At 69.9% G+C, this 14,264-nt stretch carries 16 protein-coding genes; 5 read left to right on the forward strand and 11 right to left on the reverse strand.

Annotation, left to right across the window (positions count from 1 at the left end; translation table 11 throughout):
* Positions 1–169: 169 nt before the first annotated feature.
* From ald to radC, 7 genes are all read right to left on the reverse strand, one after another.
* Positions 170–1,285, reverse strand: a complete 1,116-nt coding sequence (gene ald, locus BDK63_RS14210; protein ID WP_183333089.1) for an alanine dehydrogenase — start codon at positions 1,283–1,285, stop codon at positions 170–172.
* A 211-nt stretch (positions 1,286–1,496) separates the two neighbouring features.
* Positions 1,497–1,814: a putative signal transducing protein gene (locus BDK63_RS14215; protein WP_183333091.1), complete on the reverse strand. Its 318-nt coding sequence runs from the start codon at positions 1,812–1,814 to the stop codon at positions 1,497–1,499.
* Between the two features lie 2 nt (positions 1,815–1,816).
* Positions 1,817–3,010, reverse strand: coding sequence for a class I SAM-dependent rRNA methyltransferase (locus BDK63_RS14220; RefSeq protein WP_183333093.1), 1,194 nt, complete (start codon positions 3,008–3,010; stop codon positions 1,817–1,819).
* A gap of 34 nt (positions 3,011–3,044) precedes the next feature.
* Positions 3,045–3,869, reverse strand: a complete 825-nt coding sequence (gene mutM / locus BDK63_RS14225; protein WP_183333095.1) for a bifunctional DNA-formamidopyrimidine glycosylase/DNA-(apurinic or apyrimidinic site) lyase — start codon at positions 3,867–3,869, stop codon at positions 3,045–3,047.
* A gap of 90 nt (positions 3,870–3,959) precedes the next feature.
* Positions 3,960–4,115 carry a 50S ribosomal protein L33 gene (rpmG, locus tag BDK63_RS14230; protein ID WP_016417370.1) on the reverse strand — a complete coding sequence of 52 codons (156 nt, stop codon included), beginning with the start codon at positions 4,113–4,115 and terminating at the stop codon, positions 3,960–3,962.
* 54 nt (positions 4,116–4,169) lie between these two features.
* On the reverse strand, positions 4,170–4,406 hold the full coding sequence (rpmB, locus tag BDK63_RS14235) for a 50S ribosomal protein L28 (RefSeq protein ID WP_183333098.1): 237 nt from the start codon (positions 4,404–4,406) through the stop codon (positions 4,170–4,172).
* 349 nt (positions 4,407–4,755) lie between these two features.
* The gene (radC, locus tag BDK63_RS14240) at positions 4,756–5,430 is read right to left on the reverse strand and encodes a RadC family protein (RefSeq protein ID WP_183333100.1); all 675 of its coding nucleotides are present in this window, start codon (positions 5,428–5,430) and stop codon (positions 4,756–4,758) included.
* Positions 5,431–5,543: 113 nt separating this feature from the next.
* Between radC and coaBC the strand changes: the two genes are divergently transcribed.
* The 5 genes from coaBC to slmA all read left to right on the forward strand — a co-directional run bounded on the left by coaBC (position 5,544) and on the right by slmA (position 10,459).
* Complete coding sequence (gene coaBC / locus BDK63_RS14245; RefSeq protein ID WP_183333102.1) at positions 5,544–6,842, forward strand: bifunctional phosphopantothenoylcysteine decarboxylase/phosphopantothenate--cysteine ligase CoaBC; 1,299 nt, start codon at positions 5,544–5,546, stop codon at positions 6,840–6,842.
* Between the two features lie 27 nt (positions 6,843–6,869).
* Complete coding sequence (dut, locus tag BDK63_RS14250; protein WP_183333104.1) at positions 6,870–7,349, forward strand: dUTP diphosphatase; 480 nt, start codon at positions 6,870–6,872, stop codon at positions 7,347–7,349.
* 37 nt (positions 7,350–7,386) lie between these two features.
* On the forward strand, positions 7,387–8,781 hold the full coding sequence (locus tag BDK63_RS14255) for a phosphomannomutase/phosphoglucomutase (RefSeq protein WP_183333106.1): 1,395 nt from the start codon (positions 7,387–7,389) through the stop codon (positions 8,779–8,781).
* An 80-nt stretch (positions 8,782–8,861) separates the two neighbouring features.
* Positions 8,862–9,770 carry an acetylglutamate kinase gene (gene argB / locus BDK63_RS14260; RefSeq protein ID WP_183333108.1) on the forward strand — a complete coding sequence of 303 codons (909 nt, stop codon included), beginning with the start codon at positions 8,862–8,864 and terminating at the stop codon, positions 9,768–9,770.
* A 77-nt stretch (positions 9,771–9,847) separates the two neighbouring features.
* Positions 9,848–10,459, forward strand: a complete 612-nt coding sequence (gene slmA / locus BDK63_RS14265; protein WP_183333110.1) for a nucleoid occlusion factor SlmA — start codon at positions 9,848–9,850, stop codon at positions 10,457–10,459.
* A 190-nt stretch (positions 10,460–10,649) separates the two neighbouring features.
* On the opposite strand, the gene rpoH is transcribed toward slmA, so the two are convergent.
* The 4 genes from rpoH to ftsY all read right to left on the reverse strand — a co-directional run.
* Positions 10,650–11,516, reverse strand: a complete 867-nt coding sequence (rpoH, locus tag BDK63_RS14270; RefSeq protein WP_183333112.1) for an RNA polymerase sigma factor RpoH — start codon at positions 11,514–11,516, stop codon at positions 10,650–10,652.
* Positions 11,517–11,637: 121 nt separating this feature from the next.
* On the reverse strand, positions 11,638–12,615 hold the full coding sequence (ftsX, locus tag BDK63_RS14275) for a permease-like cell division protein FtsX (RefSeq protein ID WP_183333114.1): 978 nt from the start codon (positions 12,613–12,615) through the stop codon (positions 11,638–11,640).
* A complete protein-coding gene (gene ftsE, locus BDK63_RS14280; RefSeq protein WP_183333116.1) occupies positions 12,612–13,280 on the reverse strand; it encodes a cell division ATP-binding protein FtsE in 669 nt (222 codons plus the stop codon). The genes ftsX and ftsE overlap by 4 nt, the downstream gene beginning before the upstream one ends.
* The coding region (gene ftsY / locus BDK63_RS14285; protein ID WP_183333118.1) for a signal recognition particle-docking protein FtsY at positions 13,277–14,264 on the reverse strand (988 nt) is incomplete at its 5' end. The genes ftsE and ftsY, both read right to left, overlap by 4 nt.

The following is a 14,264-nucleotide window of genomic DNA, read 5'->3' on the forward strand; positions in this document are numbered from 1 at the left end:
CGCCCGATCCTTGAATGGATGTCTCTTCCATTCTGGCGCATTGCGACGCCGTTAAAGGGGGAGGAGACCATCTCATCATCCCTGGGCGCTACCGACGCCCTCCCTGGCGTAGGACCTCCTCTACGGCCTATCCCCGGCGCCGCTCACTTCGGTGATGCCCGCCAAGGCATCAGTCCAGCAGCTTCTCTGGCGCGACATCCTCCAACCCGAAAACCTCGGCCACCGCATGGTAGGTCACCCGGCCGTCGTGGACGTTGAGGCCCGCGGCGAAGTGGGGATCGTCGGCCAGCGCCTGCTGCCAGCCCTTGTCGGCCAGGGCGAGCACGAACGGCAGGGTGGCGTTGGTCAGCGCCTGGGTGGAGGTGCGCGCCACCGCCCCCGGCATGTTGGCCACGCAGTAGTGCACGATGCCGTCGACGAGATAGGTGGGGTCGGCATGGGTGGTGGGGCGACTGGTCTCGAAGCAGCCGCCCTGGTCGATGGCCACGTCCACCAGCACGCTGCCGGGCTTCATCTCGGCGAGCATGGCGCGGGTGATCAGCTTGGGCGCGGCGGCCCCCGGGATCAGCACGGCGCCGACGATCAGGTCGCTCTCGCGGACCACCTCGTCGATGGCGTCGGCGGTGGAGAACGCCGTCTTCATGCGCCCCTGGTAGCGGTCGTCGAGGGTCTCCAGCCGCGGGATGGAGGTGTCGAGCACCGTCACCTCCGCGCCCAGGCCCAGCGCCATGCGCGCGGCGTTCTCGCCCACCACGCCCCCGCCGATCACCGCCACCCGGGCCGGCGCCACGCCGGGCACCCCGGGGAGCAGCACCCCGGCGCCGCCCTGGGCCTTCTCCAGCCCATGGGCACCGGCCTGGATGGCCATGCGGCCGGCCACGGTGCTCATCGGCGCCAGCAGCGGCAGGCCGCCCTGGCGGTCGGTGACGGTTTCGTAGGCGATGCAGGTGGCCCCGCTCGCCATCAGCCCGCGGGTCAGCGTCTCCTCGGCGGCCAGGTGCAGGTAGGTGAAGAGCGTCTGGCCCCGGCTCAGCCGTGCCACCTCCTCCGCCTGGGGCTCCTTGACCTTGAGGATCAGCTCGGCCGCCTCCCAGACCCTTGCCACCTCGGGCTCGAGGCGGGCACCCGCCGCCTCGTAGGCGGCATCGGGGAAGCCGGCACCCTCGCCGGCGCCGGCCTGGACGGTGACCGAATGGCCCCGCGCCACCAGTTCCCGGGCCCCGGTGGGGGTGAGGGCGACACGGTACTCGTGGGTCTTGATCTCCCGGGGCACGGCTATCCGCATGGCAGTCTCCTGAACGCGATGGGGGGGTGTCACCCCATTACAGCACAGGCAGTCCATCCACGCAGAGTCCACGCGACAGAACGGCAACACACCAGGAAAGGCGCGCCTTTACCAGGAAATTCTTCTGCCGAGAGGCAAGGGGGAAGAAAAACCGCTCCGGTCGATCCTCCACGACGGCGCCGCGGCACGATCGGCAGCATCCGCCATCCACTCAGGGTCGGTGCGTGCCGCAGTTCCAGCAGGATTCGAAGGCCCCCTCCAGAGCCTCGCCGCAGCCGGGGCAGGTCCAGCCCGGGGCCGCGCTGATCCCGTCCAGGGCGTCGCGGATCAGCGCCTCGGCACGTTGCCGATTGTGGGGCCTGACCCACACCTCCGGCTCGCACTCGCCCAGCGGCAGCTCGCCGGCCCCGCCGCCCAGCGTCATGTTGTGCAGTCGCGCCGGGATGCCCGCCGCCTCCAGCAGGTTGTGGACGTGGCTGACCAGCAGCGCATTGGAGTGGGCGAAGACGCGAATCGAGTCGTTGGCCATGGTCAGTCCCGGAACACCCTCACGCCGAGGGCCTTGAGGTAGCTGGTCTCGGGAATCGCCGGGTGCACCGGATGATCCGGCCCCTGATGCCCCTGGAAGAGGATCTGCCCCTGGCGATCCTGATGGCGAACCGCGCCGCGCACCACGTCCACCAGGCGCTCGGGCGCCAGGTGCATGGAACAGGAGGCCGACAGCAGCAGGCCATCGCGGCCGAGCAGGCGCATCGCCTCGCGGTTGAGCTTGCCGTAGGCGCGCTCGCCATTGGGGATGTCCTTGCGCTTCTTGATGAAGGCCGGGGGGTCGAGGATCACCACGTCAAACTGCTCGCCATCGGCACGCAGGGCGGCCAGGGCTTCGAAGGCATCGCCCTCGCCCACCGCCACCTGCTCGTGCAGACCGTTCAGCGCGGCATTCTCGGCGACCCGCTCCAGGGCCGACGCCGAGGCGTCCACACAGAGCACCTCGCTGGCCCCGCTGGCGGCCGCCTGCACGCCCCAGCCGCCCACGTAGCTGAACAGGTCCAGTACGCGCTTGCCGGCCACCAGACCGTTGAGCCAGGCGCGGTTGACCCGGTGGTCGTAGAACCAGCCGGTCTTCTGGCCGTCGAGGACCGGGACGCTGAAGCGCACGCCGTTCTCCTCGATCAGTACCGGGTCCGGCAGCTCCCCCTTGACCACCTCGACGGAGAGCTCGAGGCCCTCCTGGCGGCGGCCGCTGGTGTCGTTGCGCAGCACCACCGCACGGGGCGAGAGCACCTTGTCCAGGGCATCGAGCAGCTCGGCCACAACCGCCTGCATGCCGGCGGTGTTGAGCTGGACCACCAGCACGTCGCCGAAACGGTCGATCACCAGCCCCGGCAGCAGGTCACCCTCACCGTGCACCAGGCGATAGAAGGGCTTGTCGAAGAGCCGCTGGCGCAGTGCCAGCGCCTGGTTGAGCCGATGCACCAGCAGCGAGCGGTCGAGCCCCTGGGCCGGGTCCCGGGAGACCATCCGGGCACAGATCAGCGAGTTGGGGTTGACGTAGGCGATCCCCATGGCCTTGCCGTTGGCGGCCTCCACCACCACCTGCTCGCCGGGCGCCATGCCCTTGAGCGGCGTGGCCGCGGTGTCCACCTCGTTGGAATAGAGCCACAGGTGGCCCGCCTTGAGGCGGCGGTCGGCGTGCTTCTTCAGGCGCAGGGATTGCAGGGTCATGGGCTTGCCTCGAGGAAAGGGGGAGTGGGCCGGATCAGGTCTGGCAGCGGGGGCAGAAGACGCTCGCCCGCTGGCCCAGGGTCACCAGGCGAAGTTCGCCGCCGCAGCGGCGACAGGGCTGGCCATCGCGGCCGTAGACGTTGAGCCGCTGCTTGAAGTAGCCGGGCTCGCCGGTGCCGCCGACGAAGTCGCGCAGGGTGGTACCGCCCTGGGTGATGGCCGCCGCCAGGACCTCCTTCACGGCGCCGGCCAGGCGCTCGTAGCGCTCGCGGGAGATGCGGCCCGCGGCGCGGCGCGGGTCGACGCCGGCCAGGAAGAGCGCCTCGGCGGCGTAGATGTTGCCCACCCCGACCACCACGGCGTTGTCCATCAGGAAGGGCTTCACCGCCAGGCGACGGCCGCGGGAGCGGGAGAACAGCCGCTCCCCGTCGAAGGCCGCGGAGAGCGGCTCGGGGCCCAGCCGCGAGAGGCGCGGATCCTGCTCCGGGGTTCCGGCGAGCCAGTCGACGAAGCCGAAGCGACGCGGATCGTGGTAGCGAAGGATCGCCCCGTCGTCGAGCACCAGGTCGATGTGGTCATGCTTCCTGGGCAGTTCGCCGATCCGCACGATGCGCAGGCTGCCGGACATGCCCAGGTGCCAGAGCAGGGTGCCCGGCGCCTCGCCCTCGAGCGGCACCAGCAGGTACTTGGCGCGCCGGGCGAGCGCGCCCACCCGGGCGCCCACCGGCCGGTCGACCAGGTCCGTCGGCACCGGCACGCGCAGCCGAGGCTGGCGCACGATCACCTCGCTGACCTCGCGCCCCTCGACATGGGGGGCGATGCCGCGGCGGGTGGTCTCGACTTCTGGCAGTTCAGGCATGGGCGGCGGGGGCCTCGGAAACGCCTGAACCCGACCACGGGGCCGGGTTCAGGAGGACAGGCAAGAACACCTGCGGAAGACGACCAAGGCTTACTTGATCTTGGCTTCCTTGTACATCACGTGCTTGCGGACCACCGGGTCGTACTTCTTGAACTCGAGCTTGTCCGGAGTGTTCCGCTTGTTCTTGTCGGTGGTGTAGAAGTGGCCGGTACCGGCACTGGACACCAGCTTGATCTTGTCACGCATGACTGTTGCTCCCGGGGTAGTCGATTAAGGGATAATCGCTGGAAAGCGGATCGCTTAGACGGCGTCGCCGCGCTTGCGAATGTCGCCGAGCACCGCCTCGATGCCCTTCTTGTCGATGATGCGCATGCCCTTGGAGGAGACGCGCAGCTTGACGAAGCGGCCCTCGGACTCCACCCAGAAGCGATGGGTGTGCAGGTTCGGCAGGAACCGACGGCGGGTCTTGCGCTGGGAGTGTGATACGTTGTTACCAGTCACCGGGCGCTTGCCGGTAACCTGACATACTTTTGACATTGGAGCCTCCAACCGCTGGGCCAGGTGTTCATGTGCTGGCATGAACCCTGAGTGTTCAAAACCTGTCGGGCAAACCGGGAGATCCCGTGAAATTTGACCCAAGGGAATTCAAAGGCTGCACTTTATACCAGAGAGCGCCTCGCCGGGCAAGCATATCGCGGTCATCCGACGGGGGCGTGGCATCACGCCGCGTCGTCGGTGGCGGCACGAAGGAGAGTCGACGGCAGAATCGGGTACCTGCGATCTCGACACTGATCGAGCGCAGCCGGGCGCGCACTTTATCAAAGCGCCCGAAGAAGCGCTAGCTCAAAGCGCCCGAAGAAGCGCTGGCGAAGCCCTCGCGAAAGCGCTACAACCAGCCGCGTTCGGCGAAGGAGACCACCTCGCCATCCCCGACCACGAAGTGGTCCAGCACGCGGATCTCGAAGAGCCCGAGCGCCTCGCGCAGCCGCTCGGTGATGCGCCGGTCGGCGTCACTGGGCTCGGCCACGCCGGACGGGTGGTTATGGGCGAAGATGATCGCCCCCGCGCCCAGCTCCAGGGCGCGGCGCGCCACCTCCCGGGGATAGACCGAGGCGCTGTCCAGTGTGCCGCGGAACAGCGACTCGTAGCGGATCACCCGGTGCTGGCTGTCGAGGAACAGGGCGGCGAACTCCTCGTGCCCCAGGTGGCGCAGCTGCGCGGAGAGGTAGGCCCGCACCAGGGTCGGCGAGGTGAGCGCCTCGCCACGCGCCAGCTGGCTGGCCAGGTGGCGTCGCGACAGCTCCAGGGTGGCCTGCAGCTGGGCGTACTTGGCGGTCCCCATCCCGTGCGCCGCGCAGAAGCGCTGGCGGTCGGCCTCGAGCAGCTGGCGCAGGCCGCCGAAGGTGGCCAGCAGGTCCCGCGCCAGGTCCACCGCCGTGCGCCCCTCCACCCCCACCCGCAGGAAGATGGCCAGCAGCTCGGCATCCGAGAGGACCTCGGGCCCCAACGCCAGCAGCTTCTCCCGGGGGCGCTCGCCCTCCGGCCAGTCCCTGATCGACATCCTCGCCTCCCTGCCCTGCCGTCCTGAGCTCAGTGTAGCCGCTCCCTCGTCTACGCAAGGTGTGGCGCCAGTGGTAAGGTAGACGGCTGACAACAGCGCCCTGGAACATGCCCATGTCATCGCCTTCCGAAACCGGCATCGCCGGTCGCAGAGTCCTGCTCGGCATCAGCGCCGGCATCGCCGCCTACAAGAGCGCCCAGCTCGCCCGCCTGCTCCGGCAGGCCGGCGCCGAGGTGCGCGTGGTGATGACCGAGGGTGCCCAGGCCTTCATCACCCCGTTGACCCTGCAGGCGCTGACCGGCGAGCCGGTGCGCACCTCGCTGCTCGACCCGGAGGCCGAGGCCGGCATGGGACACATCGAGCTGGCCCGCTGGGCCGACACCATCCTGGTCGCTCCCGCCACCGCCGACCTGATGGCGAGGCTGGCCACCGGCATGGCCGACGACCTGCTCACCACCCTGTGCCTGGCCAGCGAGGCCGAGAGGGTGATGGCCCCGGCCATGAACCAGGCCATGTGGCGCCACCCGGCGACGGGGCGCAACGCGGCCCGGCTCGCCGATGACGGCTGGCGGCTGCTGGGCCCCGCCAGCGGCGACCAGGCCTGTGGCGACGTAGGCCCGGGCCGCATGCTGGAGCCCGAGGCGATCCTCGCGGCGCTGGTGGACGAGAGCCAGGTGTCGAACGCCGGCGACGCCCCGGCCGCGGGGCTGATCGTGACCATCACCGCCGGCCCCACCCGGGAGCCGCTGGACCCGGTGCGCTACCTCTCCAACCACAGCTCCGGCAAGATGGGCTATGCCCTGGCCGAGGCGGCGGCGGCGCTGGGGGCGACGGTACGGCTGATCAGCGGGCCGGTCAGCTTGCCCTGCCCGGCGGGGGTGGAGCGTCTCGAGGTGGAGACGGCCCTCGAGATGCACGAGGCCGCCCGGCGACTGGCCGCCGACAGTGACCTTTTCATCGGCTGTGCCGCGGTGGCCGACTACCGCGCCGAGCAGGCCGCCGAGCACAAGATCAAGAAGGTCGAGGGCGAAGAGGGGCTGACCCTGCGACTCGTCAAGAACCCCGACATCATCGCCACCGTCGCCACCGAGCGTGATACCGGGACGGGCCGCCCGTTCGTGGTGGGCTTTGCCGCCGAGACCCGCGACCTCGAAGCCTATGCCCGGGACAAGCTGACCCGCAAGAGGCTGGACATGATCGTCGCCAACGACGTCTCGCGCCCCGGACTGGGCTTCGGCGCCGACGACAACGCCGCACTGGTGCTGTGGCGGCGCGGGGCCCGGCAGGACGAGGCGTCGCCGGAAAGCGACGGTTTCGACCAGGAAGCCCTCGCTCCCCAGCCCAAGTCACGGCTCGCCATGGCGGTGATCCGTCGCGCCCTCGCCTGCCTGCCGGCTCGCCCACACCCCTGAACCCGACCCACGACCCTGGAACCCCCGATGTACGACACTGCCCGACACGCCGCCGCCAGGCCCCGCCTGGCCGTCAAGCTCCTCGACGAGCGCCTGCGCGACTATCTGCCCCGCTACGCCACCGACGGCTCCGCCGGCATGGACCTGCGCGCCCTGCTCGAGGCCCCGCTGACGCTGGCGCCCGGCGAGTGCGAGCTGGTGCGCACCGGGCTGGCCATCCATATCGCCGACCCCAGCCTTGCCGGCATGATCCTGCCCCGCTCGGGACTGGGCCACAAGCACGGCATCGTGCTCGGCAACCTGGTCGGCCTGATCGACTCCGACTACCAGGGCGAGCTGATGATCTCGGTGTGGAACCGCGGCCAGGCCAGCGTCACCCTGCAGCCCTTCGAGCGCCTGGCACAGTATGTGCTTGTTCCCGTGGTGCAGGCCGAGCTCGAACTGGTCGACGACTTCGACGCCAGCCGCCGCGGTGCCGGCGGCTTCGGCAGCTCGGGCCGCCACTGACATTCGCCCCGACGCGACCCACAGGACAAGGACACCCATGACAGACGATACCCAGACCGTTCCCGCCTCCATCTTTCGCGCCTACGACATCCGCGGCATCGTCGACGACACCCTCACCGAGGCGAGCGTCGAGCGGATCGGCCTCGCCATCGGCAGCGAGGCCGCCGCCCGCGGCGAGTCCACCGTGGTGGTGGCCCGCGACGGCCGCCTCTCCGGCCCCCGCCTCCAGGCGGCCCTGACCCGCGGCCTGAACGCGGCCGGCCGCGACGTCATCGACATCGGCATGGTGCCGACACCGGTGCTCTACTTCGCCACCCACGTGCTGGACGGCACCGCCTCCGGCGTGATGGTCACCGGCAGCCACAATCCGCCGGACTACAACGGCTTCAAGATCGTGCTGGGCGGCGAGACCCTCTCCGGCGACGCCATCACCGCCCTGCACACCCGCCTCGCCACGGGGGACCTGGCCGAGGGCCAGGGCAGCGTGCGTCAGGTGGACGTGCGTGACACCTACCTGGCCCGAATACTGGCCGACGTGCGCCTGGCGCGCCCGCTCAAGGCGGTGGTGGACTGCGGCAACGGCGTGGCCGGCGAGCTCGGCCCGCAGCTGATCGAGAAGCTCGGCGCCGAGACGGTCCCGCTGTTCGCCGAGATCGACGGCACCTTCCCCAACCACCACCCGGACCCGGGCAAGCCCGAGAACCTCCAGGACCTGATCCGCACCGTGCAGGAGACCGGTGCCGACATCGGCCTGGCCTTCGACGGTGACGGCGACCGCCTGGGGGTGATCACCCCCGCGGGCAAGCTGATCTACCCCGACCACCTGCTGATGGCCTTCGCCGAGGACATGCTGTCCCGCAACCCGGGCGCCAGGGTGATCTTCGACGTCAAGTGCACCGGCAACCTGACCCGGGTCATCGAGGAGGCCGGCGGCGAACCCGAGATGTGGCGCACCGGCCACTCGCTGATCAAGGCCCGCATGAAGGAGACCGGGGCACAGCTCGCCGGCGAGATGAGCGGCCACATCTTCTTCAGGGAGCGCTGGTACGGCTTCGACGACGGCCTCTACGCCGCCGCCCGCCTGCTGGAGATCCTCTCCCGCCAGGAGGAGGACGCCGATGCCTTCTTCGCCCGCTTCCCCCAGGATATCGGCACCCCCGAGATCAACGTCACCGTCACCGACGAGAGCAAGTTCGACCTGGTCGAGCGGCTCGCCCGGGAGGGAGACTTCGGCAGCGACGGCATCAAGACCACCCTCGATGGCATCCGCGTCGACTACCCGGACGGCTGGGGCCTGTGCCGCGCCTCCAACACCACCCCGGTGCTGGTGCTGCGCTTCGAGGGCAAGACCGACGCGGCCCTGGCACGCATCCGGGCGCAGTTCGCCGCCGCCCTGGAAGCGGTGGCCCCCGAGCTTGAGGTGGCGCTCTGAGCGAGGCGCGCCTGACACCACGGGCTGCCGCGTGACGCGGCAGCCGCAACGACGCATCCAGAAGGACGAGAGACCCCGAGATGACCGAACAGACCCGTGACCCGCGCCTGGTGGTGGAGGTACTCTCCGAGGCGCTGCCCTACATCCAGCGCTTCTCCGGCAAGACCGTGGTGGTGAAGTACGGCGGCAATGCCATGACCGAGGACACCCTGATCGACTCCTTCGCCCGCGACATGGTGCTGATGAAGGAGGTGGGCATCAATCCGGTGGTGGTCCACGGCGGGGGGCCGCAGATCGGCGACCTGCTGAAGAAGCTCAACATCGAGTCGCGCTTCGTCAACGGCATGCGGGTGACCGACGCCGAGACCATGGACGTGGTGGAGATGGTGCTCGGGGGACTGGTCAACAAGGGCATCGTCAACCTGATCAACCAGTGCGGCGGCAAGGCGATCGGCCTTACCGGCAAGGACGGCAGCCAGATCCGCGCCCGCCAGCTCAAGGTGGAGCATCAGACCCCGGAGATGACCGCCCCCGAGATCATCGACATCGGCCACGTGGGCGAGGTGGAGCACATCTCCACCGACCTGATCGAGATGCTCGCCGAGCGCGACTTCATCCCGGTCATCGCCCCCATCGGCGTGGACGCCGAGGGCCACAGCTACAACATCAACGCCGACCTGGTGGCCGGCAAGGTGGCCGAGGCACTGGGCGCCGAGAAGCTGATGCTGCTCACCAACGTGGCCGGCCTGATGAACGCCGAGGGCGAGGTGCTCACCGGCCTGACCACCGCCCAGGTGGATGCCCTGATCGCCGACGGCACCATCCACGGCGGCATGCTGCCGAAGATCCGCTGCGCCCTGGAGGCGGTGAAGGGCGGCGTGAAGAGCGCCCATATCATCGACGGCCGGGTGCCCCATGCCACCCTGCTGGAGATCTTCACCAACGCCGGCGTCGGCACCCTGATCACCGACGCCAGCCAGGACGCCTGACCCTTCCCGCCGCGACCTTTGCGTCACGGCGGGGGCACGACTAGCATGGGTCGACCATTAGAAAAGAAAAGACCGATATGACGCAGGCAACCCAACCCCCCACGCGCCGCGAGCAGATCCTGCAGGCGCTGGCGCTGATGCTCGAGGAGGACAGCGGCAAGCGCATCACCGTGGCCGCCCTGGCGCGCCAGGTCGGTGTCTCCGAGGCCGCCCTCTACCGCCACTTCCCGAGCAAGGCGCGCATGTTCGAGGGACTCATCGAGTTCATCGAGGAGACGCTGTTCGAGCGCATCACCCGCATCCTCGAGGAAGAGCCCGAGGCGCTGCCCCGCTGCGGGGCGCTGCTCACCCTGCTGCTGGCCTTCGCCGAGAAGAATCCCGGCCTCTCGCGGCTGCTGGGCGGTGACGCCCTCACCGGCGAGACCGCTCGCCTCAGGGTGCGCATCCACCAGCTCTTCGAGCGGCTCGAGACCCAGCTCAAGCAGATCCTGCGCGAGGCGGAGCTGCGCGAGGGCCGGCGGCCCAGCCTGCCGGTCTCGGCGGCGGCCAACCTGATGCTGGCCCAGGCCGAGGGGCGGATCTCCCAGTACGTGAGAAGCGACTTCCGCCGCCGCCCCACCGAACACTGGGAGGACCAGTGGGCGCTGCTCTCGACGCAGCTGCTGCAGGGCAGCCCGCAGCCGGCGTAGCCGAGCGCCGAGCGCCGAGCGCCGAGCGCCGAGCGCCGAGCAGGATGATGCCACCGCTGGTGCTGGTGCCAACGAAAAACCCGCCGAAGTTTACCTCCGGCGGGTTTTTCGTTTACTTCCTCGCCACCTGCCGCCCGTTACTGCCCTGCTGGGCGCCCGGCGCTGGTAGCTCGGCGCTGCCCGAAGGGCATCAAGCCACCAGGGCGTCGCCGATCTGCTCGCGGATCTTCTTCATGGCGTTCTTCTCGAGCTGGCGGATACGCTCGGCGGAGACGCCGTAGACATCGGCCAGCTCGTGCAGGGTCGACTTCTGGTCGGCCAGCCAGCGGCGCTGCAGGATGTCGCGGGAGCGGTCGTCCAGGGCCTCCAGGGCCAGCTGCAGGCGACGGGTGGCGTCGTCCTCCCAGTCGCTGTCCTCGAGCTGAGTGGCCGGGTCGGCCGCGGCATCGTCCAGGAAGTGCACCGGGGCCTGCCAGGTGGACTCCTCGTCCTCGCCGGGGGCGGCATCGAAGCCGGCGTCGTGGGCCGAGAGGCGCCCTTCCATCTCGCGCACCACCTCGGGCTTGACGTCGAGGTCCCGGGCGATGGCGTCGACCTCGTCATTGTTCAGCCAGGCCAGCCGCTTCTTGGCGCCGCGCAGGTTGAAGAACAGCTTGCGCTGGGCCTTGGTGGTGGCGATCTTCACGATGCGCCAATTGCGCAGCACGAACTCGTGGATCTCGGCCTTGATCCAGTGGACGGCAAAGGAGACCAGGCGCACGCCCTGGTTGGGGTCGAAGCGCTTGACCGCCTTCATCAGGCCGACATTGCCTTCCTGGATGAGGTCGGCCTGGGGCAGCCCGTAGCCGGAATAGCTGCGAGCGATGTGCACGACGAAGCGCAGGTGCGACAGGACCAGGCGGCGCGCCGCCTCGAGGTCGCCTTCATCATGCAGGCGGAAGGCCAGTTCACGCTCCTCGTCGGCAGTCAGCATGGGAATGCCGTTCACCGCCTGGAGGTACCCGTTGAGGTCGTGCCCCGGGGAGAGGTGGCCCACCGGCAGAAGACTGGTGCTCATGTGCAGATTGTCTCCTTGAAAGCCCATTGGTGCGGTTGGCGAACGCTGCATTGGAGGACGTTGACCGGAAAATGTTCCGTGAACATGCAGGTTGGCACTCGAAACATCGGTCGGCCGGGGACTAGCGCGGCCGCACCTCGGCGAGGTGTCGGCTCACCGCGATCCAGGCGCCCAACCAGCCCAGTAGTGTACTACAAAGCAGCAGGGTTGCCGAGCCGGCCGCCCCCAGCTGCGGCAGCCTGAAGCTGGCCCCGTAGCTGGCCGCCAGCGCCGCCACCGGCGCGGCAAGCCACTCGCTGCCCAGCGCCAGCAGGCCCCAGGCCAGCAGGCCACCGCCAAGGCCATACCAGGCCCCGCTGTAGAGGAAGGGACGACGCACGAAGGCATGGGTGGCGCCGATCAGGGTCACCACCTCGATCTCCTGGCGGCGGCTCTCCACCGAGAGGCGGATGGTGTTGCCCACCACCAGCAGCACCCCGCCACCGAACAGGACGGCCAGCGCCAGGGCGACACGGTGGCCCAGCTCGGCCAGGTGGCGAAGCCGCTCGAGCCACGCCAGGTCAAGCCGCACCTCGTCGACGCCGCTCACGGCCTCGAGCTCCGCGGCCAGGGCGCGCACCGCCGCCGGGTCGGGGTCCCGCGGGGTTACCACCACGCTGGCCGGCAGCGGGTTCTCCTCCAGGCGGCCCAGGGCATCGGCCAGCCCCAACGCCTGCTGGAACTCGGCCATGCCCTCGGCGGCGGTGATCAGCCGGGTGCGGCCCACGGCCTCGTGGGCCAGCAGCGCCTCGTCGATTCGCGCCGCCTGGGGCTCCTCGACGTGGGGCGCCAGGTAGACGGTCAGGGTGGCGCTCTCCTCCAGTTCGGCATCCAGCAGCCGGGCACCGTCCAGGGCCAGCCAGAGCGCCGCCGGCAGCACCAGGGCGATGGCAATGGCCAGCATGGTCAGCAGGCTGCCGATGGGCGCTCGCAGCAGGCGCCGAGCGCTGTCCAGGCACATGGCCCGATGGTGGCGCGCCCAGCCCCGCAGGCGGCTGCGGGGGCGGGTGCGATGGGTACGGGCGCCCCGTGGCGGCGGCGCGGCAGGCTGACGACTCATGCCGCCTCCTCGTCGGCCACCAGCCGACCCTCGCGCAGGCGCAGGGTGCGGTGGCGCAGGCGGGCGATCAGCGCCAGGTCATGGCTGGCAATCATCACCGTGGTGCCGATGCGGTTGAAGTCCTCGAACAGCGCCATGATGTCGGCGGAGAGCTGGGGGTCGAGGTTGCCGGTGGGCTCGTCGGCCAGCAGCAGCGCCGGCTTGTTGACCACCGCCCGGGCGATGCCCACCCGCTGCTGCTCGCCGCCGGAGAGCTCGATGGGCAGGGCCTTCTCGCGATGCAGCAGCCCCACCTTGTCCAGCGCGGCACGCACGCGGCGGGCGGCCTCACGGGACTCGACGCCCTGGATCTCCAGGGGTAGCGCCACGTTGTGGTAGATGGAGCGGTCGAGGAGCAGCTGGTGGTCCTGGAATACCACGCCGATCTGGCGCCGGTAGTAGGGCACCTGGCTGTGGTGCAGGCGGTCGATGTCGTGGCCGGCGACCAGGATGCGCCCCCGGGAGGGGCGCTCCAGGCGCATGATCAGGCGCAGCAGGGAGCTCTTGCCGGCCCCGGAGTGGCCGGTGAGGAAGACCATCTCGCCGCGGCGCACGCGGAAGTCGAGGTTGGCGAGCGCCTCGAAGCGCCCGCCGTAGCGCTTGCCCACGTGCTCGAAGGCGATCATCGGGCGGCGTCGTTCCCGTCTCGGTCGAACAGGGCGTCGACGAACTCCCGGGCCACGAAGGGTCGCAGGTCGTCCAGTGTCTCACCGACGCCGATGAAGCGGATGGGCGTGCCGAGCTGCTTGGCCAGGGCGAAGATGATGCCGCCCTTGGCGGTGCCGTCCAGCTTGGTGAGGGTCACCCCGGTGATCGGCACCGCCTCGTTGAAGGTGCTGGCCTGGGAGAGGGCGTTCTGGCCGGTGCCGGCGTCGAGCACCAGCATCACCTCGTGGGGTGCTGCGGCGTCCACCTTGCCCATCACCCGATGGACCTTCTTGAGCTCCTCCATCAGGTGGGCCTTGTTGTGCAGGCGGCCGGCGGTGTCGGCGATCAGCACGTCGACGCCGCGCGCCTTGGCGGCCGACACGGCGTCGAAGATCACCGAGGCACTGTCGGCGCCGGTATGCTGGGCGATCACCGGCACCTGGTTGCGCTCGCCCCACACCTTGAGCTGCTCCACCGCCGCGGCGCGGAAGGTATCGCCGGCCGCCAGCATCACGCTGCGCCCCTCGCGCTGGAAGCGCTGGGTCAGCTTGCCGATGGTGGTGGTCTTGCCCACCCCGTTGACGCCTACCACCAGGATGACGAAGGGCCCCTCGCCCCTGGGCGGCAGGGCCAGCGGCGCGCTGACCGGCTCGAGCATGTCGGCCAGCTCCTCCTGCAGGGCCCGGTAGAGCGCCTCGCTGTCCTGGAGCTCCTTGCGCGAGACCCGCTCGGTGAGGCGATCGATGATCTCGGTGGTGGCCTCGATGCCCACGTCCGCCATCAGCAGCTGGGTCTCCAGGTCATCCATCAGGTCGTCGTCGATCTGCTTCCTGCCGAGGAAGAGGTCCGCCAGCCCGTCGGTGAGGTTGGCCCGGGTCTTGCCGAGGCCGGCCCTGATGCGCGCGAACCAGCCCGTCTTCTCGCCGGAGGAGGGCTTCTCCTGCAGCGCCGCGCGGGCCGGC

This window comes from Halomonas campaniensis, assembly GCF_014193375.1.
Classification (GTDB): Bacteria; Pseudomonadota; Gammaproteobacteria; order Pseudomonadales; family Halomonadaceae; genus Halomonas; species Halomonas campaniensis.

Bases quoted from the DNA above. Each gene is read 5' to 3' on its own strand.
- ald (WP_183333089.1), bottom strand. From the start codon at position 1,285: ATGCGGATAGCCGTGCCCCGGGAGATCAAGACCCACGAGTACCGTGTC.
- BDK63_RS14215 (WP_183333091.1), bottom strand. From the start codon at position 1,814: ATGGCCAACGACTCGATTCGCGTCTTCGCCCACTCCAATGCGCTGCTG.
- BDK63_RS14220 (WP_183333093.1), bottom strand. From the start codon at position 3,010: ATGACCCTGCAATCCCTGCGCCTGAAGAAGCACGCCGACCGCCGCCTC.
- mutM (WP_183333095.1), bottom strand. From the start codon at position 3,869: ATGCCTGAACTGCCAGAAGTCGAGACCACCCGCCGCGGCATCGCCCCC.
- rpmG (WP_016417370.1), bottom strand. From the start codon at position 4,115: ATGCGTGACAAGATCAAGCTGGTGTCCAGTGCCGGTACCGGCCACTTC.
- rpmB (WP_183333098.1), bottom strand. From the start codon at position 4,406: ATGTCAAAAGTATGTCAGGTTACCGGCAAGCGCCCGGTGACTGGTAAC.
- radC (WP_183333100.1), bottom strand. From the start codon at position 5,430: ATGTCGATCAGGGACTGGCCGGAGGGCGAGCGCCCCCGGGAGAAGCTG.
- coaBC (WP_183333102.1), top strand. From the start codon at position 5,544: ATGTCATCGCCTTCCGAAACCGGCATCGCCGGTCGCAGAGTCCTGCTC.
- dut (WP_183333104.1), top strand. From the start codon at position 6,870: ATGTACGACACTGCCCGACACGCCGCCGCCAGGCCCCGCCTGGCCGTC.
- BDK63_RS14255 (WP_183333106.1), top strand. From the start codon at position 7,387: ATGACAGACGATACCCAGACCGTTCCCGCCTCCATCTTTCGCGCCTAC.
- argB (WP_183333108.1), top strand. From the start codon at position 8,862: ATGACCGAACAGACCCGTGACCCGCGCCTGGTGGTGGAGGTACTCTCC.
- slmA (WP_183333110.1), top strand. From the start codon at position 9,848: ATGACGCAGGCAACCCAACCCCCCACGCGCCGCGAGCAGATCCTGCAG.
- rpoH (WP_183333112.1), bottom strand. From the start codon at position 11,516: ATGAGCACCAGTCTTCTGCCGGTGGGCCACCTCTCCCCGGGGCACGAC.
- ftsX (WP_183333114.1), bottom strand. From the start codon at position 12,615: ATGAGTCGTCAGCCTGCCGCGCCGCCGCCACGGGGCGCCCGTACCCAT.
- ftsE (WP_183333116.1), bottom strand. From the start codon at position 13,280: ATGATCGCCTTCGAGCACGTGGGCAAGCGCTACGGCGGGCGCTTCGAG.